Below are 26,127 nucleotides of genomic sequence, written 5' to 3'. Positions count from 1 at the left end.
ACACACGGCCTTCACCGGGTGGCGCCGTTAGGAGTGACGACAGGTGAACGATCCGCACGGTGCACGGTTGCAGATCGACTGGGCTCGCTGTGACGGTCGGGGTCTCTGCATCGAGCTGCTGCCCGAGCTGCTGACCCGTGACGACTGGGGCTTTCCGATTTCCCGGGACGGCAGCCGGGAGCCGGCGGTGCCTGCGGAGCTGCGCCGGCACGCCGACCGTGCCGTGGCGAACTGTCCGGAGCTCGCGTTGCGGTTGACCTCCGCCCAGCCGGCGCGTCGGCGACGCTGACCGCGTGCCGCTGTCGCCGAGCTGACCCACACGTACCGCCGCCGTCCACCCCTGGCTGACGGGCGTCTAGCATGGGCAGGTCCCGCCGGTCGCGGCGTGGCGAGGAAGCCAAGGACACGATCCATGACCAACGACGACGACGTCCGGGAGCCCTGGCTGCGCCCGGTTCTCAGCCTCGCGGAACACGCTGCGGGCGTTCGGCGCGGCGAGCTGTTCGACCGTGCCGGCTGTGTCATCGTGCCGGGCCGGCGGCTCGGGCAGCTGGTGGGTGGACGTCCACCGGGTGTCACCACCCGGCAGTGGAGTGTGGCCACTCGGGCGCGGTTCGATCTCGTGGTCTGTGGTGCCGACGACTACCGTCCGGTCTTCGTGGCCGACTTCGTCGACCCCGCCGACCGGACCGCCGAGCAGCGTCGCGACGAACGAATGACCGATGCCGTGTGCGAGGCGGTGGGCTTGGCGGTGCTCCGGGTCGAGTCGGCGGCGCTGAGGGCGACCGGTCCGGGCCGGCGGGTGGTGGAGTACGTGCTCGACGCACGGACGTTCCAGCAGAGCACGGCCGGGTTGCGGCCCGGTGAGATCGTTGGGGACATCAGCTACCGGGACATCGTCGGCCGGCTGCCGGACGGTCGGACCGGCCAGGTCAACGATCTGGGTGCGGTGGCACGCGTCCGGGCAGTGGAGGCCTTCGTCAGCCGGCAGCTGTCCGATCCGCTCCTGCGTAGCCTGCATGTCGAGTGGAAGGACGGGGGCGCGGAGGGCTGGGCCTGGCTGACTGCCGGCGAGGGTGGGTTGCTGTTCGAAAGGGTACGGATCTGGCCGCACCGGCTGCACTGCGGGATAGCGCCCGGACGATTCGCTGAAGACCTGGCGGCGGCGGCCGTGGGGGAGCGGTTGACCATCCTGGAGCTCGGTGAGCCGCAGTTACGCAAGCGCCACGAGCTGGCCGGCGAGTTGCATGCCTTGCTGTCACGCCGTGCCGAGATGAGTGGTGAGTTCGCGTTCGATCATGTGTCGTTCGACTGATCGCGTGCCTCCCAGCCATCCGACCAGGAGGGCGGTGGCGCCGGCGGATGTCCGCCCTGCCGCCGGACGAAATCGTCCGGCGCCGCCGCCGGCGCCGATAACCTAGCTGCCCGAGTGACGCGTGGGCACCTCTGCCGGGAATGTACCCGACGGGTGGTCAGCCCTTGTGGTAGGCGGCGATCACGTTTGCCGGGATGCGACCGCGTTCGGAGACCGGGTAGCCGTTCCTGGCCGCCCATTCGCGGATGGCGCGGTTCTGCTCGCGGTCGGAGCGGGCCGGCGCGGCCGAGAAGCTCCCGCGACCCCCTCGACCGCCAGCGCTGCTGCGGCTCACCCGGGTGCCGGCGGCGATGTACGTGTCTAGGGCTTTGCGCAGCTTGCCGGCGTTCTTCTCGGACAGATCTATGGTGTAAGTGACACCGTCCAGCGAGAACTCGACCGTCCGGTCGGCCTCGCTGCCGTCGAGGTCGTCGGTCAGCAGAGTAATGACTTTCTTGGCCACAGATGCTCACTCCTCGGGATACGGCCGTGTTCGGAATTGAGTCTGACGCATTGGCCATCGATTCCGCAACACTTCGGCCATTGTCAGTGGTCAGGCGGCCGGCGTTCGCTGGTCCGGATCTCGTTCCGGACACCATTTGGCGCTGGCCAGGGGGCGGTCGGTCGAGGAAAACCGGCATCCGGGTGCGGCGGTCAATGCTTGTCCCGGGCGGGGGTCACTGATCATCCGGTCTGCGGGCACTGGCCGGCCACAGCCACGTGGGATGGCCCACAATCCATTACCGAACCGGCGGCGGCTCTCTAGGATTGAGGAGCAGTGACGATCGCCTGGTTCAGGCGACGACCGCAGGAGCGGTGAGCGTCCGGTTCGGACGCTCGGTAGCTGCCGTTTGATGGACGTGGGTGCCGGCTGCGGTGATCACCGCAGCCGGCGCTCATGTGCATTCCCTGCCGTCGAAGTGCGCGGGCAGCGGTCGGCCCCGCCGAGTGAATTCAGCGGGGCCGTGACGGTCGACCGACTCGGGGTGGGTCAGCGGAGCCAGGCGTTGCGCCGTACCAGCGGCAGGTTCCGCCACCAGTTGGCCAGGCCGTACCGGAGGCCAGCGCCGGTCGTGGCCAGGCCGAGCAGCACCAGGGCGTAGACCAGGTGGTCGTCCAGGAACGGGTTGGTGGCGATCGGCAGCGACGCCAGCCACATAAGGGCCAGCAACAACGAGCCGGATGCTGCGGCGACCCACATTCCGACGCCCAGGATCAGCGCCACGCCGATGCCGAGCAGGCCGACCATGAACAACCAGTCGGCCCAGGCCTGACCGGCCATGCCGCTGAAGAACTCGCTGAACGGGCCCTCCACGTTGCTGAGGTACCCGGTGGTCGGGGATCCGCCGTTGATCCAGGCGCGCTCGCTGGGGGTCGCCTTGCCGAGGCCGGCGAGCTTGTCGAGGAAAGCCCAGAGAAAGACGAATCCGAGGGCCAGTCTGGTCACTGCCCAGACCACCTCGCCGAACCGGGCCTCGGCGGGCGTGGTGGCGAATCCTCTGTCGGTCGTGGCTGGTGCCGGGTGTGTGGTGCGTGCCATCTCGATCCCCTCCCTGTCGTTGATCGGTGTCGGTGTCCGGCGCTCTCTCCGACACATCGATTGTCAGGGGATTTCCCGGCAGGGCGGCAGGGCCGGAAGTCCCGCCGGCCGGTGCCGGAGGTCGGCCTGTCCGGCGGCTGTCCGGCGGGGCTATCCGACAGCGGCCGACCGGCGTGAGTGATCCCGGGCGTGTTCGAGTAGCTTCACCAGGACTTCCTTGCCGGACTGCCGGTGCCGGGCGTCGCAGAGCACCACCGGCACCTCCGGATCGAGGTTCAGCGCCAACTGGACCTCGCCGAGCGCGTACTGCCGGGCACCGTCGAAGCAGTTGACCGCGACGATGAACGGGGTGCCCCGCTGCTCGAAGTAGTCGATGGACGGGAAACAGTCGGCCAGCCGCCGGGTGTCAGCGAGAACCACCGCACCGAGCGCGCCCATCGCGAGTTCGTCCCAGACGAAGAGGAATCGCTCCTGGCCGGGGGTGCCGAACAGGTAGAGCACCAGATCTTCGCTGATGGTGATTCGGCCGAAGTCCATCGCCACCGTGGTGGTGGACTTCTCCTCCACGCCGGAGACGTCGTCCACCGCGACCCCGACCTCGGTGAGCAGTTCCTCGGTGCGCAGTGGCCGGGTTTCGCTGACTGAGCCGACCAGGGTCGTCTTGCCCACCCCGAAACCGCCGGCGATGAGCACCTTCACCGCGGTCGGTGCGATCGGCCTGGTGCCGGCCGGATCAGAGCGCTCGTAGTCCATTGATAACCGCCTCGAATACGCTGTCGTCAGTCGGGTTCGACGCCGAACGGGGTTCCTGTACCTCGACCAGTGCGTGTTCGAGCAGGTCGCCGAGGAGGACCCGGACGGTGCCGAGGGGCAGATCCAGGTAGGCCGCGACTTCGGCCACCGACAGCGGCTCGCGGCAGCGGTCCAGGATCGACAGGTGCTCCGGGCCGAGACCGGCTTCCGTGGGTGGGGTCCGTGGCCTGGCCAGCACCAACGAGATGAGGTCGAACCGGCCGCGGCGTGGCCGGGTGCGTCCGCCGGTCATGGCGTACGGACGGACCACCGGCCCGGCGTGGTCGTCGATCCACCGGTCCTCACCGGATTCGTCGGACTGGCTCATCGTCGCCGGGTCACTTCTCTGTGTGGTTCTCGGCCGGGCGGCTGCGGGAGGCCAGGTACTTGCCGGCCCTGGTCACCAGCATCGCCATCTCGTAGGCGATCAGCCCCACGTCGGTCTCCTCGCTGGCCAGTACGGCGAGGCAGGCACCGTGCCCGGCCGCCGTGACGAACAGGAACGAGGACTCCATCTCAATGATGGTCTGTCGTACCGGCCCACCGCGGAACCGTTTGCCGGCCCCGCGGGCGAGGCTCTGAATTCCGGCGGCCAGCGCCGCGAGGTGCTCGCCGTCGTCGCGTCCCAGGCCGGCCGAGGAGGCCATCAACAGGCCGTCCACGGAAAGCACGATCGCATGCTCGGCCTGCTTGACCCGACCGACCAGATCGTCGAGCAACCAGGTGAGGTCCGCGATCGAAGCGGTCTGCTGCATCAGTGGTTCTCCTGTTCGTGCCAGCCCTAGCGCTGAGGCTCACGCCGATGGTGGTTTCCGGTCGTCGCCGACCGGGGCGGTGGCCGGTGACTGTCGTTGCGGCGCTGCCGCGGAATCCTCGGGTGGCGGCGCGTCAGGCAGTTGCGCCGCGTCCGATCGACCCTGCCTCGTCCCGCTCTGGTATGCGCTCATCATCCGCAGTACCTGCTCGGCCGGGCGGGCCGGGGGATCGGCCGGTTCGCTCTCCGGGTGCCCGTCCAGCTGCGACCTGTCGGGCGGGTTCGCGCCCGGCCCACCGGCGGATCCGGCGGCTGCGGAGCGTACCCGGACGGGTAGCCCGGACGGGGTGTAGGTCGATGTGTGTGACCCGGCTGGCGGGGCGGCCCGGACCTGGTCAGGATCGGACTGCACCGACCCGGCCGGACCTCCCGCCGCTGTCGGTGCGGTCGGCGCGTCGCCGCCCGGTTGCGGTACGGGCTCGGATCGGGCGGTGGCGGCCACCTGGGCGACCGCCCGTACCGTGGAACGCCGCTCGGCGGCCCGACCCGGGCCGGCTGCGGCCGCCAGGGGCAGCGTCTCGACGGCGTCGGTCGCAGCAGAAACAGCCGGGACAGCCGCTGGGAGCCGGTCGCTGGAGCACAGATCCGGGTCGGTGGCTTCGTCGCCCGGCACCACCAGCTCCCGTGGAATCAGCACGACAGCGGTCGATCCGCCGTACGGCGACTCCTTCAGATGCACCCGGATGCCGGTGCGCTCGGTCAGCCGGCTGACCACGTACAGGCCGAGCCGGACGGTGCTGGACAACCGGAATTCCGGATGCTCGGTGATCCGTTCGTTCGCGGCGGCCCGCTCGTCGTCGCTCATGCCCAGCCCGCGGTCCTCAATCTCCACCACGTAGCCATTGGCGACGAACTGCCCCTTGACCTGGACGGTGGTGTGCGGCGGGGAGAACGACAACGCGTTCTCGATGAGTTCGGCGAGCAGATGGATCACGTCGGCGACGGCCCGGCCGGCCAACGAGACCTGCCCGATCGGAGCGACGGTCACCCGGGTGTAGTCCTCGACCTCGGCGATGGCACCCCGGACCACGTCCACCATCGGCACGTCGCGGCGCCAGGTCCGGCCGGGTGTCGAGCCGGATAGCACGATCAGATTCTCCGCGTTGCGCCGCATCCGGGTGGCCAGGTGGTCGACCCGGAAGAGCTCCTCGAGCTTGTCCGCGTCCTCCTCCCGGCGTTCCATCGAGTCGAGCAGGGTGAGCTGCCGGTGGACCAGCGCCTGGGTCCGGCGGGCCAGGCTGAGGAACACGTCGCGGACGCTGCGCCGCAGCTCGGCCTGTTCCACGGCGGTGCGCACCGCGGTTTCCTGCACCTGGTTGAAGGCGCGGCCCACCTGCCCGATCTCGTCGTTGCCGAACTCCAGCGGCGGTGCCTCGGCCGCCACGTCGACCTCCTCGCCCCGGCCGAGCCGGTCGACCACGCCCGGCAGCCGCTCCTCGGCCAGCCGGTGCGCCGCGTCCCGGAGCCGTTCGAGCTGGGCGACGATCGCCCGTGCGGTGGTGATCGACATGATGATCGACGCGACGACCGCGAGCATGCCGAGACCGGCCGCGAGCAGCAGCCGGAGCAGCACCAGCAGTGCCACCGGCACGGCCCGGTCGACGAGGTCGTCGCCGCCGGCCAGCACGATCGCGTGCAGATCGGACATGGTCGTGTCGGCCGCGGGCCGCCACTGCGCCTCGGTCAACGGTGCCGACGAGGAGGACGGCCCGCTCGCGATGATCCGCTGCTGAGCGTTGCGGAAACGTTCGTAGCTGGCGCTGTCGACCAGTTCCGCGTACCGGGCCCGGTCCGGTTCCGGCAGTTCCACCACAGTGGCGTCGACGAGGAATTCCTGTGCGCCGACCAACTGTACGAACCAGGTGTGCTCGGCTGTGGTGAACCGTTCGGCGACGATCACACCGGCGATCAGCGCATCCTGCTGGGCGACCAGTTCCTGGCTCCGGTTGAGATCGGTCAGGGTCGCCGTGTCGTCGGCGATGTCGCGTTCGTCGAGGTTGCCCAGTGCACCGAACAGTTGGAAGAACGCGGCGATCGTGTTGGTGTAGGCCCCGTGTGCGCTGCCCCGGTCGACTTCCCGTGCCTCGACGGCGTCGCGGGTGGCGCGTAGCTCGGTCAGCCACCGTACCGTGTCGGCGACTTGTTGTTCCAGTCCGGCGCCGGCCGCGAGGTCCGCCCACCAGTGCTGGGCGGATGCCTGAAATTCGTTCGCGAGCAGTTCGTTTGCCTCGCGGAGCTCGACCAGTTCGCTACGGCGTTCGTCGGTCGGCCCGGCCAGGTATTCCATCGCCAGCCGTCGCTCGGACTGCAGTCCGAGCAGCAACGGCTCGCTCGGCTGGTAGATCTGGCTGTCATAGGTCTGCACCCACAACAAATTCAGGCCGTCGCGCAGGGTCACCCACGCGGCGAATGCCCACAGCGCGCTGAGTGACAGCAGCAGCGCGACAATCTTGGTACGCAGGTGAAATCCGCGTGACACCATTACACCGTCCCCGGCCTGACCTGCGAATATCTCGTCATCTGCCTGCTACTCCTGGCCGTACATACGCGGACTGTGCCGCGCCTGTTCATGAGCGCATCGGCACGGCGCACGCTAGCAGCGTCGCGGTCCGTGGCTCAAGCGTGCCTGTTGACGCCGGTGACGCGTGCCCGGTGCGCGAGTTTGCCGGCGGCCACGATCTCCGCCGCGACCACTGTGACCGGTTGGTAGAGGTCTTTGTCGTGCCAGAGCGCCGGCCCCTGGTCGGCGGTGGACGGTACGAGATGGGCGGCGCCCCGGCGGGCGGCCCGCAGCATCCGGTCACTGGGTGGGTCGGTGGTGTCGAGCAGGATCCGTACCGCGTACGCGGTCTCCTCGGCGGTGCCGTGCCAACGCCCCCAGGAGCCGTCTGGCCGTTGGGTGCGCAGCACCCAGTCCACCGCCCGCAGCACGGCGGCAGCCGGCCGGGCTCCGGTGCCGGCGGCGGACAACGCCAACGCGCAGGCGGCGGTCGCGTAGTACGGCGAGGCGTGCCAGCGGTCCTGCCAGGAGCCGTCGGGTTGCTGCTGGTCGCAGAGCCAGGCGCTGATAGACCGGTGGAGTACGTCCAGGTCGGCGGCGCGACGTCCACCCCCGACCGCCTGAAGGCTGTCGAGGGCGTGTGCGTTGGTGGTCACCGAAGTTCCGTCCTCCCCCGGCCAGGTGGCGATGTGGTCGCCGGCCCAGAAGCCGAGCAGCACCGCCGGATCGGCCGGCTGTCCGAGCAGCGCGAGACAGTGCAGGACCACGGCGGTGGTGTCGGCGTCCGGCGGCAGGCCCGCACCGGTCGCTGCTCCGGCCGGGGTGAGCGCCGCACGCAGCGATCCCGGCAGTTCGGGCGGAACCAGCACGGCGACGTCGGCGCGCAGCAGGGTGGTCAGAACCCAGGCCCGTTCGAAGACGGCGACCGGCGTGGCACACGGCACCGGACCGTGGTGTTGGTGTACCACCGCTTCCAGATAGCGGCGCGCGGGCATCGGGTCGACCTCGGTGTGGACCGGATCGATGGTGGCGAGCCAGGCCGCGGTGGCGGCCGGCGAACCGCCGACCGTGCCGGCCTGTCCGCCTGTCCCGGACCCCGCGAGCGGGTGGGCCGGCACGGGGGCCACCGCTGGACGGCCCAGCGGCGCCACCTGGTTGGCGAAGGTCTCGTACGCGTGCAGCAGCTTCGTCGGCACCGGCCGGCCACCGGCGGACAGCCGGCGCACCGCGTCCAGCCGGTCGGAGTCGAGTTCACCTCGCAGCCGTAGTGGGGGGTCGCTCGCGGGCAGGCCGGGGCGGTGCCGTAACCGTTGGTTGATCCGGCCGACCAGCGCTGCCACGATCAGATCAGCGGCGGGGGTGTCGGGCAGTGTCCCGCCGGCCGCCGCTGCGAGGATCCGGTGCGCGGCGGTCAGCCCCCGCGTCGTCGCGTCGGTCAGTGGCGTCGCGTCGGTCAGTGGCGTGGCGCTGGACCGGACCGGCGGTACGGCCCTGACGCCGAGCAGCGCCTCGACGGCGCTCAACGTCGGGACCAGCGCGTAGCCGCCCGGACCGCCCCAGCTGCCGTCCGGCTGCTGGCTGGCCAGCAGATAGCGCACCCGGGCCCGGTGCCCGGTTAGCCAGGGGGCGAGACTGACCAGTCGGGCGGTCTCGTAGACGGAGACATCGGTGCGGCCCCAGGGCTGACCGGGCAGCCGGTCCACGATCTCCTGCGCGGCCCGGTCCCAGTTGTCCGTGACCGGTCCGACGTACCGTCGGGCACGGACCGGGACCGGGTCGGCCGTGGCGCGTCCGCCACCGGGCGCGGCCCGGCTTCCGGTGACCATCACAGCTCTCCCCAGAAGTCGGTGACCCGGTAGAAGCCGCTGGTGTACCCCAGCTGCCGGGACAGGTAGGCGGCCTGGTTGGGGCAGCGGATCTCCAACGGCCGCAGCAGGTCGCGGCACCGGTCCACCAGATGTCCGATCTGGTCCTCCACGACACCCCGGTCGGCGGTCAGCAGCAGCGCGTTGAGGTCACCCCAGGTGGTGTCCCGCTTGATCGAGGCGAGGTCGTTGACCAGCCGGAGCACCCGCTGCACCTCCCGGCTGACGGTGATCAGCTCGGTCAGGTGCGCCAGCGTCGGCCCGTCGCCCAGACGCAGCCAGTGCGTCACGTTGACGAAGGTCGACCCGAAGTTGTCTGCGTTGTCGAGGTAGTCGGCGAAGGTCGGGCCGGCTTGCGCCGGGGTGGCGCGGCGGGCCGCCTTCCACCGCCATTCCCGGTGCATGGCGGTGAGCGTCCGGTCCAGCTCGGCCCTCCAGCGGTCCCGTCGGTCGGCGAAGGCGGGTGCCTGGTCGAGTTCGGCGACGATGTCGGCGAGGAATCGGCCGAGTTCGTCGTCGGGCCCGGCTGCGGCGCCGTACGCCACGGCGCGGCACCGGTCGACGAGGGCGACGATCTCGTCGTCGGTCGTGGCCTGGTAGTCGATCAACCAGTCGGCGGCGAACACCCACAGCGCGGCCCGGTTGGCCAGCCGTAGCTGCTCCGGGGTGCACCAGGGCGCGGCGAACGCGGTGGCCAGCGAGATCGCGGCGCTGACCGCCGGGTCGAACGGGCGGGCCGGGAACAGACCGGGGTAGGCCCGGGTGTGTTCGGCCAGGTCACGCTGACCGTGGATCGCGATCGCGCAGATCCGGCCGTTCTCGGCCGCGCTCTGCAGGTTCGCTGCGGCCGATGAGGACACCGTGTGCATCAGACCGTCCGGGAGAGGGCGGCCGGTTCGATCCGGACCCGTACCGGTGCGTCGGTCCGTACCGACGCACCGGCCTGCGGCGTGGGCAGCCGGCCGTCCGTCACCCGCACCCGGAACCGGCTGAGGATCGTGGCGACGATCAGCGACGCCTCCAGGTAGAACAGGTGCTGGCCGAGGCACTGGTGTGGTCCGCCGCCGAACGGGAAGTGGGCGTACCGCTGCCGACGCCGGGCCGACGCCGGGGCCGACGGACCGGCGTCGGTGTCTTGCGTACCGTCGGGGTCGAACCGGTCGGGGTCGAACCGGTCCGGGTCCGGCCAGACCGTGGGCAGTCGGTGGGTCAGGTACGGGCTCACCATCAGCTGCGCGCCGGCCTTGATGCGGACGCCGTCGATGACGTCGTCGGCGAGCGCGGTACGCGGGATCAGCCAGGCGACCGGGTACAGCCGCAGCAGTTCGTCCAGCACCATGCGGGTGTAGCGCAGCCGCGGCAGGTGCTCGCGGCGGACCGGTCCGGCGCCGACCACCTCGTCGATCTCCCGCTGCAGCCGGTCGGCGACCGCCGGGTGCCGGTGCAGCAGCGGCCAGAGCCAGGTCAGTACGCCGTACGTGGTCTCGGTGCTGGTGGCGAACATGGCCACCGTGTCGTTGCGGATCTGCGCCTCGTCGAAGCCCCGGCCGTCGCGGTCGCGACCGCGGACCAGGGTCCCGACGACATCGTCTGTGTCGTCGCCGTCGGCCCGGGCCTGCCGAACCACCGGCAGCACGATGTCGTCGATGGTCCGGACGGCCTGACGGAACGCGCGGTCGCGGGGCAGTGGGACCGCGTTGGGCACGAACGGCAGGAGCAGCCTCGGCAGTACGGCGGTGGCGATGGTGTCCTGGGCCGCGGTGATCCGCAGCGCCTGGTCGGTGGTGAACCGGTCGGCGAACATCACCCGGACGATGGCGCGGCAGACCAGCCGGGCCAGTTCGTCGCCGATGTCGACGGTGTGTCCGTGGCGGGCCGCGTCGGCCAGTGGCCCGGTCGCGTCCGCGATCGCCGTGGCCAGGTCGTCGGTGAGGGCGTCCAGCCGGCGGGCGGTGAACAGCGGCTGCAGCGTACGGCGGCTGTCCGACCAGACCGGACCTTCGCTCAGGATGCCGTCGCCGAACAACCGCAGGATGGGCCGCCAGAGCAGGCCACGGCCGTCGCGCAGGTAGCTGGCCGCGTTGTCCCGCAGCACGTGCGCCACCTGGGCGGGATCACTGACCAGATAGAGCCGGGCCGGTCCGGCGGACAGCCGGACGATGCTGCCGTCGGCGTCGGCGGCGAGCCCGACGAGGGTCTGCAGCGGGTCGCGGACCAGCCCGGGCAGGACGCGTAGCGCCGCGACCGGACGCATCGGGGCGGGAGAGGCACCCGGTCGGGGTGTCGGACCCGTCATGCGATCACCTGCACACGATCTCCGTTCCGTCACCTGACCGCAGGGTCCACCGGGTCGACTGGTGACTGATTGGAAGCAAAGGACGACGTTCGGCTGATCATGCCATGGTGATCACAGGCAATCTAGATTCATAGATGTTAAGTTCTCCTTTGGTTCGCGCGCCTTTGCGCACAACCAGGCGTACGGTCGTCTGCGCCGGCAGTCGGCGTGGCCCGGTGTGGTATGAGTGCACGGTGACCCAGACCCAGCCCGGTGCCGGTGCCGGTGCCGACGACCCGAAGCCGGACCCCCGACGGGTGTCCGGCTGGTCCACCCTGGTGGAGTTGATCGCGCTCTGCGGGCTCGTGGTGACCCAGCCGCTGCTCGACGTGATCGGTCGCAGCCCGGATTTCTTCTTTTTCCACGGTGCCGGACCGGCCGCCGTACTCGCTCTGGTCGCGGTGATCGTGCTGGTTCCACCGGTACTGTTGTGGGGTCTCGGCTGGTTGATCGGGCTGGCCGGGCCGGCGGTGCGGCGATGGACTCATCTGATCGTGCTCGGCGGTCTGACCGTGTTGCTCATGGTGCAGATTGCAAAGGCGTTGATCGATGTGCGTGGCCCGCTGCTGGTGTTGCTCGCCGCTGTCGCCGCCACGGTGCTGCTGGCCGGGTACGTCCGGTCGACGGTCGCCCGGCAGGTGCTGCGGGTCGCCGCGGTCGGTCCGCTGGCGTTCGTGTCGCTGTTCGTCTTCGCCTCGCCGTCGTCGGCGGTGCTGCTCGGCCGAGAGACATCCGGCGCGCCGGTGCGCAGCATCGGTCCGCATCCGCCGGTCGTCGTGATCATTCTCGACGAGTTCCCGCTGGTGTCACTGCTCGACGAGCGGGGTGAGATCGACGCTGGGCTGGTGCCGAACTTCGCCCAGCTGGCCGCCGGCTCGACCTGGTACCGCAACGCGACAACGGTGAGCGGCAAGACCGTCAACGCGGTGCCGGCGATGCTGACCGGACGGTACCCGACCGGGGAATTGACCCCGCACTACTCGCAGCACCCGGACAACCTGTTCACCCTGCTCGGACCGGCCTACCAGGTCGAGGCCTGGGAGAACGTCACCCAGCTGTGCCCGCCGCAGCACTGTCGGGGACGTCCCGGGCAGGACCGGGGCAGTCTGCCGGTGATGCTGCGGGAAACCGCGGCACTGTACGGCCAGTTGATCTCCCCGGACGATTCGCTGGACGACCCGGCGGCGAGTTTCCGCGAACCGACGGTGGCCGACGACATCCGGGCCAACGACAAGTCCCCGGACGCCGGCCCCGGGTTCCGGATGAGCAGGTTGAAGGAGAACCAGCCGGCCAGGTTCACCGAGTTCCTCGGTTCGCTGCGACCCCGGGACACCCCGACGCTGCACTTCCTGCACCTGCTGATGCCCCACTCGCCGTGGACCTATCTGCCGAGCGGGATGCGGTACGACGGTCCGGGCGGGCTGCCGTACGACGGACCCTGGTGGGCCCGGCTCACCCATCAGCGGCACCTGCAGCAGGTCGGCTACACGGATCTGCTGGTCGGTGAGGCGTTGCGCACGCTGCGGGCGAACGGACTCTACGACGACGCGCTGATCGTGGTGACCTCCGACCACGGCGGCAGCTTCAGCGAGGGGGTCGCCGGCCGGGAGATGGACGACCAGTTCGCCGCCGCCGCCGAGCTCGCCTGGGTGCCGCTGTTCGTCAAGGAGCCCGGCCAACAGGCCGGGCGAATCGATGATCGCAACTGGGAGCAGGTCGATCTGCTGCCGACCGTCGCCGACCACGCCGGGGTGCAGGTGCCGTGGCGTACCGATGGCATCTCCGCGCTGCGCGGCGAGCGGGAGACCACCGACAAGCGGTTCGACCCGCGACCGGGCGAGCCGGTGACGATCGACGGCCCGGCCCACTTCGCGGCCGTACAGGCGGGTTCCAGCGCCCGGCCGGTGTTCCCGCCGCTGCCGGCGGCGGACCTGATCGGCGTGGCGGTCGACGATCTGACTGTGGTCGACACGGGCCCGCCAGCGACCGTGACGAATCTGTCCGAGTACCAGGACGTCCGGGCGGAGCGTGGCAAGATTCCGGCGTTGGTGCACGGCACCCTGCCGGAGTCGGTGCCGGTCGGCGCACCGGTCGCGGTCGCGTTGAACGGGCAGGTCGGCACCGTGGTCCAGGCGGCCCGCGACGGTGCCGGTCAGCTCCGGTTCGTCGGGCTGATCCCGGACGAGCGACTGTTCGTCGCCGGTGCCAACCGGTTGGAGCTGTTCCTGGTGGTTGACGCCGAGCACGCCGGCGACGGCCCGACCGCAACCGCGCCGACTCTACGGCGCCTGCCCACCACCGGCTGATCCGAGACGCCCACCCACCTGCGGCCGGTCCACCCCGCCGATCGTGTCCGATCAGGCTTAGCGGAGCGGGCCGCCGGGTATGTGTCTGCCGGGTGTCGATACCCGACCGAAGGAGGCGACCATGGTCGGCAGAATGATCAAGCGCTGGGCGGTCGTCGCGGTCGCCGTGCCGCTGGCGGCAGCCGGGGCGCGCAAGCTCAGCTCGGTGGTGGAGTCCCGCAGGGGCCCGTCGTCGCGTACCTCGAAGCTGCTACGGCAGGCGGGGGACGCGCTGCACCGGAACAAGCGGCGTCGCTGAAGGCGGTACGCCGCGACAGGTTGCCCGGTCCGGAGCACAACGGTCGGGGTCCGTTGCCACCGGACCGGGCATCCGCCTCTCAGGTCAGGACGGGCAGTTGCCGGCCGCCCGGCGCTTCTCGATCGCGTCGGCGGCGCCCGAGGCGTACTCGACGAGCACGCCGCCGCCCGGGTCGAACCGCCAGGTGTCCTGCACCAGCCGCAGTGAGCTGTTGCCCACGGTGTCGTCGCGGCGCCAGGTCAGGTCGACGGCCGTCTCGTCGACCGGTGTCACCTCCTGCAGCTGGAACTCGACGCCGTCCTGCACCGGGCACGCCTCGTTGGTCTCGACGAACACGTCCTCCGGCACCGACTGCTGGGCCTCGGCGGTCCACAGCTGCCAGGCACCCGACCAGTCGCCGCCGGCGATCAGGTCGAACTCCTGCTGAGCGACGTCGAGCGCTTCGGCGACGTTGACCTGGATCGGCTCGCGGGTCTCGGTCGGCGAGTCGACGCCCGGGACCGACGGGGTGCCTGGGGACCCCGTCGGGGGCGGGGTGCAGCCGGCGACGAGTGTCAGGGCGGCCACCCCGACGAGTACGCTCGCGGTAGAGCGGCGCATGACCGTTCCTCCTCTCGGTGCGCCTCCGGCAGGGGACGGCTTTGGGAGCGCTACCAGAGGTCAATCTGGCAGCTTAGGCCCAGCATCAACTTTTGTCGATCACCTGCGGGCGGTCGGATCGGTGCCGTGTATCAGGTGTGTGAAACCTTGTGAACAAAGTTGCGCCGGTGGCCTCGGCCTTTTGGCTGCTCTGCCTCGCCACACGCCGAGATAGTCTCGGTGAACGGGTTTCACCTCTTGTTCACTAACGTTCAGCCTGATAGAACACGGGGGGTGGCGCGCCGTACTTCGCGGCCCGCTTCGCCGCTTGACCCGCTACCTGAACGCACAGCTACCTGATTGCAAGGTCACCCTCGCCGTTCACGACGGAGGACTTCTCCCATGGCTGGTACCTCTCCGCAGGGCGGATCCGCCCCGCCCGCCCTCTCCCGCCGGTCGGTGCTCCAGCTCGGGGGCATCGGCGCGTTCCTGTTCGCCACCGGCGCCTGTGCCTCCGGCTCGGGCACCGACGGCTCCGACGACGCCTCCCCGGGCACCTCCGCCGACACCCTGCGTATCGCCGTCTCCAGCTACCTGAGCAGCTGGGACCAGGACTTCGTCGGCTTCGACCCGGTCGCGCTCATGCTGTACAAGAACGTCTTCCCGTACATGATCGACTACGGGGTCACCGAGGTCGACGGCTCCCGGATCCTCGACACCGAGAACGTCATGGCGACCTTCGCCGAGTCGTTCGAGCCGAACGAGGATCAGACCGTCTGGACCCTCAAGCTGCGTCAGGGCGTCACCTTCGCCAGCGGCAACGAGATGACCGCCGCCGACGTCAAGTGGTCCAAGGACCGGGCCTTCGCTGCCCAGGCCAACGTCGCCGGCATCTACCGGACCATCGGTTTGACCGAGCCGGACCAGGTCACCGTGGTCGACGACTACACGGTGCAGTTCACCCAGGCGTTCCCCAGCGCGTTGACCCGGCAGATCCAGGCGATCTCGCTGTACGTCTTCGACTCCGAGGAAGCGAAGACGCACGCCACCGACGCCGACCCGTGGGCCACCGAGTGGTTCGCCAACAACGCCCCGACCGGCGGCTACTTCAACGTCGAGCGGGCCGTGCAGGGCCAGGAGATCGTGCTCGCCGCCAACGAGGGCTACTCGGGCCCCGACCCGGCGCAGACCAAGACCATCCGGATCTCGGTGGTCCCGGCCGCCGCCAACCAGCGACTCCAGCTGGAAGCCGGCGACATCGACGTGGCGCTGGGCATCGGCCAACGCGACATCGCCGACCTGAAGAACACCGACGGCGTCAAGGTCATCTCCGCGGCCAGCAACGAGCAGGTCGCCATCCAGATGTCGGTGACCACCGCGCCGTTCGACAACGTCGACGTCCGCAAGGCCCTCGCCCACGCGGTGCCGTACGACCAGATCATCAACAACGTGTACGGCGGCGACGCCCGCCCGACGAAGAGCCTGGTGCCGCTGGACATGCCCGGCTACGACGAGCGCGGCTACCCGTACGGCTACGACCCGGACGCCGCCCGCGCCGCGCTCGCCGCCGCCGGGGTCGACCAGGTCAGCTCCGAGCTGGTCTACGCCACCGACAACGACACCCAGCAGCAGATCGCGGTTTTGGTGCAGAGCGAGGCCCGCAAGGTCGGCATCGAACTGGAACTGGTCCCGCTGGACCCGGCCACCCTCGCCGAGCGGCGGCAGCAGAAGAACATCCCGCTGCAGATCACCGCCGGTCAGCTGTGGGTCAACGACGTCGAGTACATGCTGGCCACCAGCTTCGTCGAGGGCGCCAACCTGAACTACTCCAACTACGTCAACCAGGAGCTGGAGGAGATCTACGAGCGGTCGCACACCGTCGTGGACCCGGCCGAGCGCAACGAACTCTGGCTGCGGGTGCAGGAGATCCTGGCCGCCGACGTGCCCTGGGTGATCTTCTGCCAGCCCAACTTCAACCTGCCGGTACGCGAGGACGTCGCCGGCTGGGTCCAGCCCATGGACGGACTGGCCCGGCTGCGCTACCTCCACGCCTCGGCCTGACCCACTCCGGCACCCACCCCTCATGCGCATCGCCCGCTTCGTCGCCCGCCGGCTGCTGCAGCTCGTACCGGTGCTGCTCGGCGTGATCGTCGCGACCTTCGTCCTGGTACGGGTGCTCCCCGGGGATCCGATCCGGACCATCCTCGGCCCGAACGCCACCGAGGTCGAGGCCGCCGCCGCCCGGGCCCGCTACGGACTGGACCAGCCACTGTGGAAACAGTTCCTGGACTACCTGGGCGGACTGCTCACCGGTGACCTCGGCACGTCGATCCAGAGCGGCAACGCGGTCGCCGGCGAGCTGGCCCTACGGGTCGGCCCCACCCTGCAACTGGTGGTGCTGGCGGTCGCCGTGGCGGTGCTCATCGCCGTGGTCGGCGGCATCTGGTCGGCGCGCCGCGCCGACCGGGCCGCCGACCACGGCATCCGGGTACTGGCCCTGATCGGCAACTCGGTGCCGGAGTTCTGGCTCGGCCTGGTGCTGGTCCTGGTCGGCTACAGCATGCTCGGCTGGTTCCCGGCCCCCAGCGGCCGGGTCGACCCGGACACCAACCTCACCCCGATCACCGGCGCAGAGCTGATCGACGCCGCGCTGACCGCCAACGGACCGGCGTTCACCTCCGCGCTGGCCCACCTGGCGCTGCCGGTGGCCACCCTGGCGATCGTGGTGGTCGCCCCGCTGCTGCGCAGCGTGCGCGCCTCCGCGCTGGAGGTGCTGCACTCCGAGGCGTACACCGCCGCCGCCGCGCACGGGCTGCGCGACCGGCTGCTGCGCCGCGGCTACCTGGTGCGCTCCGCGCTGGTCCGGCTGCCGTCGCTGGCCGCCCTGGTCTTCGGCACCGCGGTCGGGTCGACCGTGCTGATCGAGTACGTCTACTCCTGGCAGGGCTTCGGCCAGTGGGCGCTGCGCGGGCTGCTCTACCGCGACTTCCCGGTCGTGCAGGCCTCCGTGCTGCTCATCGCCGTCTGCTACGTCCTCGTCTTCCTGATCGCCGACGTGGTGCACGCGATCCTCGACCCGAGAGTGAAGATCTGATGGTTGACCTGCGCGCGGCCGGCGGACCGGCGGACAGCGCCGACGACGCCACCCCGGTGGTGGCTGCCGGCACCGCCCGGGGCGGCCGGTTCGCCACCGTACTGATCTCCGTCGGCGCGACGATCCTCGCGGTGGTGGCGCTGGCCGCGATCGCCGCGCCGCTGCTGTCGTCCTGGGGCCCGCAGGAGATCGACCCGGCCGGCACCCTGCTGCCGCCCGGCGGCAGCCACCCGCTCGGCACCGACATCAACGGAATGGACGTGTGGAGCCGGCTGCTGCACGCCGGCCGGCTCGACCTGGGCATCGCGGTCGCCGCGGTCGCCCTCGCCGTGCTCGCCGGCACCACCCTCGGCCTGGTCGCCGGCTACTTCGGCGGCTGGATCGACGACGTGCTGATGCGACTGCTCGACATCTTCCAGGCGTTCCCCACCTTCATCCTGGCCCTCGCGGTGGCCGCCCTGCTCGGCGGCGGCACGGTCAACCTGATCCTGACCATCGCCCTGGTCAACGCGCCCGGTTACGCCCGGCTGGTGCGGGCCGAAGTCCGCTCGGTACGGGAGCTGCCGTTCATCGACGCCGCGGTCACCTCCGGGGCGTCGCACCTCGGGGTGCTGTGGCGGCACGTGCTGCCGAACAGTCTCACCCCGGTGCGGGTGATCGCCCCGCTCGGCTGCGGCTGGGCGATGCTCACCCTGGCCGGGCTGTCCTTCCTCGGGCTGGGCATCTCGGTGCCGACCGCCGAATGGGGGTCGATGATCAGTCTCGGTTCGCCGGACGTGGTCGCCGGCCGCTGGTGGACCTCGGTGCCGCCCGGCCTGTTCCTGCTGATCAGCGTGTTCGGCTTCAGCCTGCTCGGCGAAGGGCTGCAGGAACGCGCGGAAGCGAAACGGCGGTGACCGCGATGGACCCGACGACGATCACCCGCGACCTGCTCGCCATCGAGAACCTGTCGGTGCTGATCCGCCGACCCGGTCGGCAGGTCGCCGCGCTCAGCGGGGTCAGCCTGCACGTCGACCGGGGTGAGGTGGTCGGCCTGGTCGGCGAGAGCGGCGGCGGCAAGTCCATGGTGGCCCGCTCGATCGTCGGCCTGCTGCCCGGCGGCGCGCAGGCCACCGGCCGGGTCCGCTTCCACGGCGGCGACGTCACCGGTGACCTCACCAGTGACGCCACCGGTGACCCCGCTGGCGGGCCGAGTGACGGTGCCGGCAACACCGGCGGACCGGTCGACGTACTGCGGCTCGACCCAGAGCAGCTGCGCCGCCACCGTGGCCACGGCGCGGCGATCTGCTTCCAGAACCCGCGCGGCGCGCTCAGCCCCACCCGTACCGTCGGTCGGCAGTTGACCGACCGGCTCACCACCCATCAGGGGATGACCGGGCAGCAGGCCCGTCAGGTGGCCAGGGAACTGTTCGCGGCGGTCGGTATCCGCAGCCCGCAGCGGCGGCTCGACGCGTACCCGCACGAACTGTCCGGCGGGATGGCGCAGCGGGTGATGATCTCGCTGGCCACCGGCTGCGCGCCCGGCCTGCTGATCGCCGACGAACCCACCACCGGCCTGGACGTCACCCTGGCCCGGGAGATCCTCCGCCAGTTCCGCCAGGCCGCCGACGCCGACCGGCGTGGGGTGCTGCTCATCTCGCACGACCTGGCCTCGATCGCCGAGGTCTGCGACCGGGTGGTGGTGCTCTACGCCGGCACCGTCGTGGAGAGCGGGCCGGCGGCGCAGGTGCTGCGGGCCCCGGCCCACCCGTACACCCGGGCGTTGCTCGCCTCGGTGCCCGACGTGGACGGCCGCCCGGTGCGGGCCACCGCCGGCGGGATGCCGCTGCTGACCGCCCCGCCCGACGACTGCCCGTTCGTCTCCCGGTGCGCGCACGCCACCGACCGCTGCGCCGCGCAGCGTCCGCCGACCGGCGCCGTGCCGGCCGCCACGTCGGTCACGGCCGCGTCGGACCGCGCTGCCGGCGGGACGGCCGGCTGGACGCTGGCTTGCTTCCACCCGCAGACCGGGCCGTTGGTCACCGACCCGGCCGTCGTCGACACGTCGGTGGGCACCGCGTCGCCTGGCACCGCACCGCGGGTCGACGCCGAGCGGGCCGGCGCAGCCGAGCGGACCGTGCTGCGTATCGACGACGCGCACGTGGTCTACCGCAGCCGGTTCGGCCGCGGCGGGCACCACGCGCTGCGCGGCGTCGACCTGACCGTGGCCGCCGGCGAAACCCTCGGCGTCGTCGGAGAGAGCGGCTGCGGTAAATCGACCCTGGCCAAGCTGATCCTCGGGCTGGTCGAGCCGGCAACCGGCACCGTCGAGATCGGCGGCGCCCGGATGGCCGAGCTGCGCGGCCGGGCGCTGCGCACCCTGCGGACCCGCGCCCAGATGGTGTTCCAGGATCCGTTCGGCGCGCTCAGCCCACGCCGCACCGTCGCGGACGCCATCGCCGAACCGCTGCGCGCCCTCGGCGTACCGGCGCCGCAGCGGGCCGAACGGGTCGGTGCCGCACTGGACCGGATGGAGCTGGACCGGTCGATCCTCGCCCGCCGCCCGCATGAACTCTCCGGCGGGCAGGCACAGCGGGTCGGCATCGCCCGCGCCCTGGTCGGCGACCCCGACCTGATCGTCTTCGACGAGCCGACGTCGGCGCTGGACGTCACCGTGCAGGCGCAGATCCTCGAAGTGATCCGCGACGTCGCCGCCGACCGGGACCGGGGCAGCGTGTTCATCTCCCACGACCTGGCCACGGTACGCGGCTTCGCCGACCGGGACCGGGGCAGCGTGTTCATCTCCCACGACCTGGCCACGGTACGCGGCTTCGCCGACCGGGTGATCGTGCTCTACCTGGGCCGGATCGTCGAGGAGGGGCCGGTCGACGAGGTCTTCACCAGCCCGGCGCACCCGTACACCCGGGCGTTGCTGTCCAGCGCGCCGAGCCTCGGCGCCGGGTTCGGCGGCGGCCGCGTCGACCTGCTCAAGGACCTCGACGAGACCGACGCCGCCGCCGGCTGCCCGCTCGCCGCCCGCTGCCCGTTCGTCACCGGCCGGTGCCGTACCGAGGAACAGCAACTGCAGCCGTACGGGCGCAGCCGGGCAGCCTGCTGGCGGGCCCCGGAGATCCCCGACCTGCTGACCGAATCCGAAAGGTGACCTGAGACGATGCCCGCACCGCACATCCGGCTCGCCGTCGACATCGGCGGCACCTTCGTCGACGCGATGGAGCTGGACACCCGCACCAACCAGGTCCGGTTCCGCAAGGCGTCGACCACGCCGGCCCGCCCCTGGGAAGGGGTGCTGGACGCGGTGACCGCGCTCGGCACCGACCTGTCCGAGGTGGAGCTGTTCATCCACGGCACCACGCTCGGGCTCAACGCGGTGCTGGAGCGCCGGGGCGGGGCCACCGGCATCATCACCAACGAGGGCTTCCGGGACGTCTTCCTGCTCGGCCGGGGCAACGTGCCCGCCGACCACATGTACGACTTCCAGTACGAACGGCCGGAGAGCCTGGTCAAGCGCCGGTACACCGTCGGGGTGACCGGCCGGCTCGACTACCGGGGTCGGGTGGTGACCGAACTCGACCCGGACAGTGTCCGGGCCGCCGCCCGCACCCTGGTCGAGGAGCACGGGGTCGGGTCGATCGCGGTCTGCTTCCTGCACTCGTTCATCGACCCCAGCCACGAACGTGCCGCCGCCGCACTCATCCGCGAGGCGTACCCGCAGGTCAGCGTCTCGGTGTCGACGGACATCGTGCGCGAGCACCGCGAGTACGAGCGGACCAGCACCACCGTGCTGGAGGCGTACATCCGGCCGATCTTCGAACGCTACGTCGACGAGCTGGAGTCCGGGCTGGCCGCCCGGGGCTTCGCCGGCCGGTTCCTGATCATGCGGTCCGGCGGCGGGTCGATGACCTCGACGACGGCCAAGACGTCGCCGACGCACACCGTGCTGTCCGGCCCGGCCGGCGGCATCGTCGGCGCCGCCTACCTGGCCGGGGCGCTGGGCCGGGACAACCTGCTCACCTTCGACATCGGCGGGACGTCGCTGGACGCCTGCGTGATCGAGGCGGGCAGCCCGGTCGCCGCGTACGAGGCGCAGCTGGAGCACTTCCCGCTGCTGATCCCGACGTACGACATCCGCACCATCGGTGCCGGCGGCGGCTCCATCGCCTGGCTGGACCGGGGGCTGCTGAAGGTGGGCCCGCAGAGCGCCGGCGCCGACCCGGGGCCGGTCTGCTACGGCCGGGGCGGGCAGCGGCCGACCGTCACCGACGCCTCGGTGGTGCTCGGCTACGTCGACCCGGACCGGTTCCTCGCCGGCACGATGGGTCTGCAGGCCAAGGCGGCGCAGGCGGCGCTCGACGAGCAGATCGCCACCCCGCTCGGGCTGAGCCCGACCGCCGCTGCGGCCGGCGTCTACGACGTGCTGCTGGCCCGCACCGTCGGCGCGGTCCGTCAGATCACCGTGGAACGCGGCCACGACCCCCGGGTCTTCTCGCTGCTCGCCTTCGGCGGCGCCGGGCCGCTGTTGGCCCCGCTGCTGGCCCGCGAGATGGGCATCCGGGAGGTGGTGGTGCCGTTCGCCCCGTCCGGCTTCTCCGCCTGGGGGATGCTGTCGGCCGACATCGTCGACGACTTCTCCCGTACGGTGCTGGCCACCCTGGACGCCGACGCGCCGGAGGGCAGCGTCGACCTGGCCGCGCTGGAGGCGATGTTCGTCGAGGTCGAGGCCGAGGCGGTCGGCTCCCTGGTGGAGCAGGGCGTCGACGCCGGCTCGGCGGTGCTGGAACGCCAGTTGGAGCTGCGCTACCTCGGTCAGGAACACACCCTGATCGTCACCGTCGGCGCCGGACTGGACCGCGACGCGATCCGGGATGCGTTCGAGCAGCTGCATCGCACCCGGTACGGGCACGCGATGAGCAACCGGCTGCAGATCCTCAACCTGCGGGTCCGCGGCATCGGCCGGACCACCCGCCCGGAGCTGGTCCGCCCGCCGGCCGGCGACGGCGACCCGACCCGGGCGCTGCTCGGCCGCCGCGACGCCTTCGACTTCGGCACCCGCGAGGTGGCGTCGTTCGCCGTCTACGACCGGGCGAAGCTCGCGCCGGGGGACCGGTTCGCCGGTCCGGCCCTGGTCGACGAGGGCACCTCCACCACGGTGGTGCCCAGCGGGCAGTACGTCGAGGTCGACCCGCACGGCTACCTGCTGGTGACCCTGGAGGAGGCGAAGTGAGCACGCTGGACGGAGCCACCGCCGAGGTGGTACGTAGCTACCTGATCTCCGCCGCCGAGGAGATGCGGGCCACGTTGATCCGCACCTCGTTCAACCCGGTGATCTACGAGGTGCACGACTTCGGCATGTCGATGTACGACGCCGACCTGCGGTTGATCGCCGAGGCGACCGGGTTGACGTTCTTCCTCGGCGCCAACGACTTCTCCCTCGCCAGGGGCGTCGAGTACGTCGGCCGGGAGAACCTGCACCGCGGCGACATCGTGCTGCTGAACTACCCGTACTGGAACGCGGCGCACGCCTCGGACGCCACCCTGTTCGCCCCGGTGTTCATGCCGGACCCGGCCGACGCCGATCCGGACGCCGACGGCGACCTGGTCGGGTTCCTCTGCGTGCGGGCGCACTGGATGGACCTGGGTGCCAAGGACCCGGGCTACGTGCTCGACTCCACCGACATGCACCAGGAAGGGCTGATCTTCCCCGGCACGAAGGTGGTGTCCCGGGGCGAGCCGGTGCACGAGATCCACGAGCTGATCCGCTTCAACTCGCGGATGCCGGCCGAGGTGCTCGGCGACCTGCACGCCCAGATCGCCGCGCTGCGCACCGGCGAGCGGCGGTTGCTGGAGATCCTGGCGAAGTTCGGCCGGCCCACGGTGGCCGCCGCCGTCGATGCGATCATCGCCGACGGCGAGGCCCGCAGCCGGGCCGCCCTGGCCGCGCTGCCGCAGGGCTCGTGGACCGCCACCGACTGGGTCGACGACGACGGCATCACCGAGGACCCGGTGAAGATGCAGGTCACCGTCACCATCGCCGACGGCACCTTCACCGTCGACTTCGCCGGCTCGTCACCGGCGGTGCCCGGCCCGATCAACATGCCGTACGGGGCCACCGAGGCGATCTGCAAGGTCATCCTGAAGTCGTTGACCTCACCGGACCAGCCGTCGAACGCCGGCACCATCGCGCCGCTGCGGGTCAGGGCCGAGCCGGGCAGCCTGTTCCACGCCGTCTACCCGCAGCCGACGTTCACCCTGTGGACCGGCATCGTCGCCGTCGAGCTGATCCTCAAGGCACTCGCCCAGGGCATGCCGGACCGGTTGCCGGCCTCGTCCGGCGGGGACGTGCCCGGGTTCATGATGGTCGGCATCCACCCGGACACCGGTCAGCTCTTCGCGGTCAGCAACAACGACCCGGTCGGCTGGGGCGGCACCCGGGAGCACGACGGGATGAACGCCGCCACCCACGTCTCCGGCAGCACCGGCCGGATGACCCCGATCGAGGTCCTCGAGGCCCGGACCGGGATGTTCTTCGAACGGTTCGAGATGCGCACCGACTCCGGCGGCGCCGGCCGGCACCGGGGCGGCGTGGGGCTGCGGCGCGACATCCGGTTCGTCACCCCGGGTGAGTTCCTGTCGGTGATCAAGAAGACGAAGTCGGCGCCGTGGGCGCTCGACGGTGGCGCGCGGCCCGACCCGAACCAGGTGATCGTGCACCCGGGCACCGAGCGGGAACGGCGGGTCAGCACGAAACGGACGCCGGTGGTGCCCGGTGACCGGGTCACCCTGCTCACCGCCGGTGGCGGCGGGCACGGCGACCCGCGTCGGCGCGACCCGGCGGCGGTACGCGAAGACGTCGCCGAAGGCTACGTGTCGCCGGCCGCCGCCCGCGAGGTGTACGGGGTCGAGGTCGATGACTGATACTTCCAGGGTGGACGGTGCGGCGACCGAGGTGGTGCGGAGCTACCTGGTGGCCGCCGCCGAGGAGATGCGCTCCGCGCTGGTACGCACCGCGTTCAACCCGGTCATCTACGAGGTGTACGACTTCGGCATCTCCATCTACGACGCCGGGCTGCGGCTGGTCGCCGAGTCGACCGGGCTGAGCCGGTTCCTCGGCGCCAACGACTACTCGATCCGCAAGGGCGTCGCCTACGTCGGCCGGGAGAACCTGCACCCCGGCGACATCGTGCTGCTCAACTACCCGTACTGGAACGCGGCGCACGCCTACGACGCCACCCTGTTCGCCCCGGTCTTCCTGCCGGAGCCGGCCGGTGCCGCCGGGGACGGGCCGGCCGGGGACGGCACGCTGATCGGGTTCCTGTGCGTGCGGGCGCACTGGATGGACCTCGGGGCCAAGGACCCCGGCTACGTGCTCGACTCCACCGACATGCACCAGGAAGGCGTCATCTTCCCCGGCACCAAGGTGTTCCGCCGGGGCGAGCCGGTGCCCGAAATCATCGAGCTGATCCGGTTCAACTCACGGATGCCCGAACTGGTCATCGGCGACCTGCACGCCCAGGTCGCGGCGCTGCGCACCGGTGAACGCCGGCTGATCGAGCTGGTCGAACGGTTCGGCCCGGCCACCGTGACCACGGTCGTCGACACCGCGATCGCCGCCGCCCAGGCGTCCACCGCCGACGCGCTCGCCGCGCTGCCGCAGGGCTCCTGGACCGCCGTCGACTGGCTCGACGACGACGGCATCACCGACGAGCCGATCAAGATGCAGGTCACCGTCACCATCGCCGACGGCACCTGCACGGTGGACTTCACCGGATCGTCACCCGCCGTCGCCGGACCGGTGAACCTGCCGTACGGGTCGACCATCGCCACCGCCCGGGTCGCGTTCAAGGCGCTCACCACGCCGACCGAGCAGACCAACGCCGGGCACTTCACCGCGCTGCGGGTGGTCGCCGAACCGGGCAGCCTGTTCCACGCCGTCTACCCGGCCGCCACCTTCACCCAGTGGACCGGCACCGTGGCGATGGAGCTGATCTACCGGGCGCTGGCCCAGGGCATGCCGGACCGGCTGGCCGCCTCGTCCGGTGGCGACGTACCCGGGTTCATGATGGTCGGCACCCACCCCGACACCGGGCAGCTCTACGCGGTCAGCAACAACGACCCGGTCGGCTGGGGCGCCTCGCCCGACCACGACGGCATCGGCCCGGCCAACCACCTGTGCCAGACCCAGGCCCGCAACACCCCGGTCGAGGTGCTCGAGGCCCGCACCGGGATGTTCTTCGAACGGCTGGAGATCCGCACCGACTCCGGCGGCGCCGGCCGGCACCGGGGCGGACCCGGGCTGCGCCGCGACATCCGGTTCGCCACCGCCGGCGAATTCCTGTCGGTGGTGAAGAAGACCCGGTCGGCGCCGTGGGCGTTGGACGGTGGCGGGCAGCCGGACCCGATCCAGGTGGTCGTCCACCCCGGCAGCGACCGGGAACGACGGGTCAGCACGAAACGCACGCCGGTCGCCCCCGGTGACCGGGTCACCCTGCTCACCGCCGGTGGCGGCGGGCACGGCGACCCGCGCGACCGCGACCCCGAGGCGGTTCGCGCCGACGTCGCCGAAGGCTACGTGTCACCGGCGGCCGCCCGCGACGTCTACGGCGTCCCCGCACCCGCACCCCGCAGAAAGGCCCGCGATGACCAACCCCGCTGA

21 protein-coding genes are annotated in these 26,127 nt (G+C 71.2%); 11 read left to right on the top strand and 10 right to left on the bottom strand.

Going from position 1 to position 26,127, the window contains the following annotated elements; all coding sequences use genetic code 11:
* Positions 1-43 precede the first annotated feature (43 nt).
* Positions 44-289 carry a ferredoxin gene (locus tag O7543_RS08570; RefSeq protein ID WP_278168406.1) on the top strand — a complete coding sequence of 82 codons (246 nt, stop codon included), beginning with the start codon at positions 44-46 and terminating at the stop codon, positions 287-289.
* A 123-nt stretch (positions 290-412) separates the two neighbouring features.
* Positions 413-1,315, top strand: a complete 903-nt coding sequence (locus tag O7543_RS08565) for a DUF2726 domain-containing protein (RefSeq protein ID WP_281554323.1) — start codon at positions 413-415, stop codon at positions 1,313-1,315.
* A gap of 157 nt (positions 1,316-1,472) precedes the next feature.
* Here the strand turns inward: O7543_RS08565 and O7543_RS08560 are convergent, their stop codons facing one another.
* The 9 genes from O7543_RS08560 to O7543_RS08520 form a co-directional block, all read right to left on the bottom strand.
* Positions 1,473-1,817, bottom strand: coding sequence for an Lsr2 family protein (locus O7543_RS08560; protein ID WP_281554324.1), 345 nt, complete (start codon positions 1,815-1,817; stop codon positions 1,473-1,475).
* Positions 1,818-2,345: 528 nt separating this feature from the next.
* Positions 2,346-2,894: a DoxX family membrane protein gene (locus tag O7543_RS08555; protein ID WP_281554325.1), complete on the bottom strand. Its 549-nt coding sequence runs from the start codon at positions 2,892-2,894 to the stop codon at positions 2,346-2,348.
* Between the two features lie 150 nt (positions 2,895-3,044).
* Positions 3,045-3,647 (bottom strand): ATP/GTP-binding protein, encoded by a 603-nt coding sequence (locus tag O7543_RS08550; protein ID WP_281554326.1) that lies wholly within the window; start codon positions 3,645-3,647, stop codon positions 3,045-3,047.
* Positions 3,628-4,014 carry a DUF742 domain-containing protein gene (locus O7543_RS08545; RefSeq protein ID WP_281554327.1) on the bottom strand — a complete coding sequence of 129 codons (387 nt, stop codon included), beginning with the start codon at positions 4,012-4,014 and terminating at the stop codon, positions 3,628-3,630. The genes O7543_RS08550 and O7543_RS08545 overlap by 20 nt, the downstream gene beginning before the upstream one ends.
* A gap of 10 nt (positions 4,015-4,024) precedes the next feature.
* A complete protein-coding gene (locus tag O7543_RS08540) occupies positions 4,025-4,441 on the bottom strand; it encodes a roadblock/LC7 domain-containing protein (RefSeq protein WP_281554328.1) in 417 nt (138 codons plus the stop codon).
* Positions 4,442-4,480: 39 nt separating this feature from the next.
* A complete protein-coding gene (locus O7543_RS08535; protein WP_281554329.1) occupies positions 4,481-6,982 on the bottom strand; it encodes a nitrate- and nitrite sensing domain-containing protein in 2,502 nt (833 codons plus the stop codon).
* 134 nt (positions 6,983-7,116) lie between these two features.
* Entirely contained in the window at positions 7,117-8,826 is a 1,710-nt protein-coding gene (locus tag O7543_RS08530; RefSeq protein ID WP_281554330.1) for a prenyltransferase/squalene oxidase repeat-containing protein, read from the bottom strand.
* Positions 8,826-9,734, bottom strand: coding sequence for a terpene synthase family protein (locus tag O7543_RS08525; protein ID WP_281554331.1), 909 nt, complete (start codon positions 9,732-9,734; stop codon positions 8,826-8,828). The genes O7543_RS08530 and O7543_RS08525 overlap by 1 nt, the downstream gene beginning before the upstream one ends.
* Positions 9,734-11,161 (bottom strand): cytochrome P450, encoded by a 1,428-nt coding sequence (locus O7543_RS08520; RefSeq protein ID WP_281554332.1) that lies wholly within the window; start codon positions 11,159-11,161, stop codon positions 9,734-9,736. The genes O7543_RS08525 and O7543_RS08520 overlap by 1 nt, the downstream gene beginning before the upstream one ends.
* 233 nt (positions 11,162-11,394) lie before the next feature.
* Between O7543_RS08520 and O7543_RS08515 the strand changes: the two genes are divergently transcribed.
* Together O7543_RS08515 and O7543_RS08510 are read left to right on the top strand one after the other, a co-directional pair.
* Positions 11,395-13,506, top strand: coding sequence for a sulfatase-like hydrolase/transferase (locus O7543_RS08515; protein WP_281554333.1), 2,112 nt, complete (start codon positions 11,395-11,397; stop codon positions 13,504-13,506).
* A gap of 121 nt (positions 13,507-13,627) precedes the next feature.
* Positions 13,628-13,804, top strand: coding sequence for a hypothetical protein (locus O7543_RS08510; RefSeq protein WP_278116793.1), 177 nt, complete (start codon positions 13,628-13,630; stop codon positions 13,802-13,804).
* An 84-nt stretch (positions 13,805-13,888) separates the two neighbouring features.
* On the opposite strand, the gene O7543_RS08505 is transcribed toward O7543_RS08510, so the two are convergent.
* Positions 13,889-14,404 (bottom strand): hypothetical protein, encoded by a 516-nt coding sequence (locus tag O7543_RS08505; RefSeq protein ID WP_281554334.1) that lies wholly within the window; start codon positions 14,402-14,404, stop codon positions 13,889-13,891.
* 381 nt (positions 14,405-14,785) lie between these two features.
* Here O7543_RS08505 and O7543_RS08500 point away from each other — a divergent pair, with 381 nt between their 5' ends.
* From O7543_RS08500 to O7543_RS08470, 7 genes are read left to right on the top strand one after another with little or no spacing between them, the layout of a single operon-like run.
* On the top strand, positions 14,786-16,444 hold the full coding sequence (locus tag O7543_RS08500; protein WP_281554335.1) for an ABC transporter substrate-binding protein: 1,659 nt from the start codon (positions 14,786-14,788) through the stop codon (positions 16,442-16,444).
* A gap of 22 nt (positions 16,445-16,466) precedes the next feature.
* Complete coding sequence (locus tag O7543_RS08495) at positions 16,467-17,477, top strand: ABC transporter permease (protein ID WP_278168422.1); 1,011 nt, start codon at positions 16,467-16,469, stop codon at positions 17,475-17,477.
* Positions 17,477-18,373: an ABC transporter permease gene (locus O7543_RS08490; RefSeq protein WP_281554336.1), complete on the top strand. Its 897-nt coding sequence runs from the start codon at positions 17,477-17,479 to the stop codon at positions 18,371-18,373. The genes O7543_RS08495 and O7543_RS08490 overlap by 1 nt, the downstream gene beginning before the upstream one ends.
* Positions 18,374-18,378: 5 nt before the next feature.
* Positions 18,379-20,619 carry an ABC transporter ATP-binding protein gene (locus tag O7543_RS08485; RefSeq protein WP_281554337.1) on the top strand — a complete coding sequence of 747 codons (2,241 nt, stop codon included), beginning with the start codon at positions 18,379-18,381 and terminating at the stop codon, positions 20,617-20,619.
* Between the two features lie 9 nt (positions 20,620-20,628).
* Positions 20,629-22,698 (top strand): hydantoinase/oxoprolinase family protein, encoded by a 2,070-nt coding sequence (locus O7543_RS08480; protein ID WP_281554338.1) that lies wholly within the window; start codon positions 20,629-20,631, stop codon positions 22,696-22,698.
* Positions 22,695-24,389, top strand: coding sequence for a hydantoinase B/oxoprolinase family protein (locus O7543_RS08475; RefSeq protein WP_281554339.1), 1,695 nt, complete (start codon positions 22,695-22,697; stop codon positions 24,387-24,389). Before O7543_RS08480 ends, O7543_RS08475 begins: the two co-directional genes overlap by 4 nt.
* Entirely contained in the window at positions 24,382-26,127 is a 1,746-nt protein-coding gene (locus O7543_RS08470; RefSeq protein ID WP_281554340.1) for a hydantoinase B/oxoprolinase family protein, read from the top strand. Before O7543_RS08475 ends, O7543_RS08470 begins: the two co-directional genes overlap by 8 nt.

Source organism: Solwaraspora sp. WMMA2080, assembly GCF_027497395.1.
Lineage (GTDB): Bacteria > Actinomycetota > Actinomycetes > Mycobacteriales > Micromonosporaceae > Micromonospora_E.
Note: the sequence above shows the minus strand (reverse complement) of the source record. Positions and strands in the feature narration are given on the sequence as shown.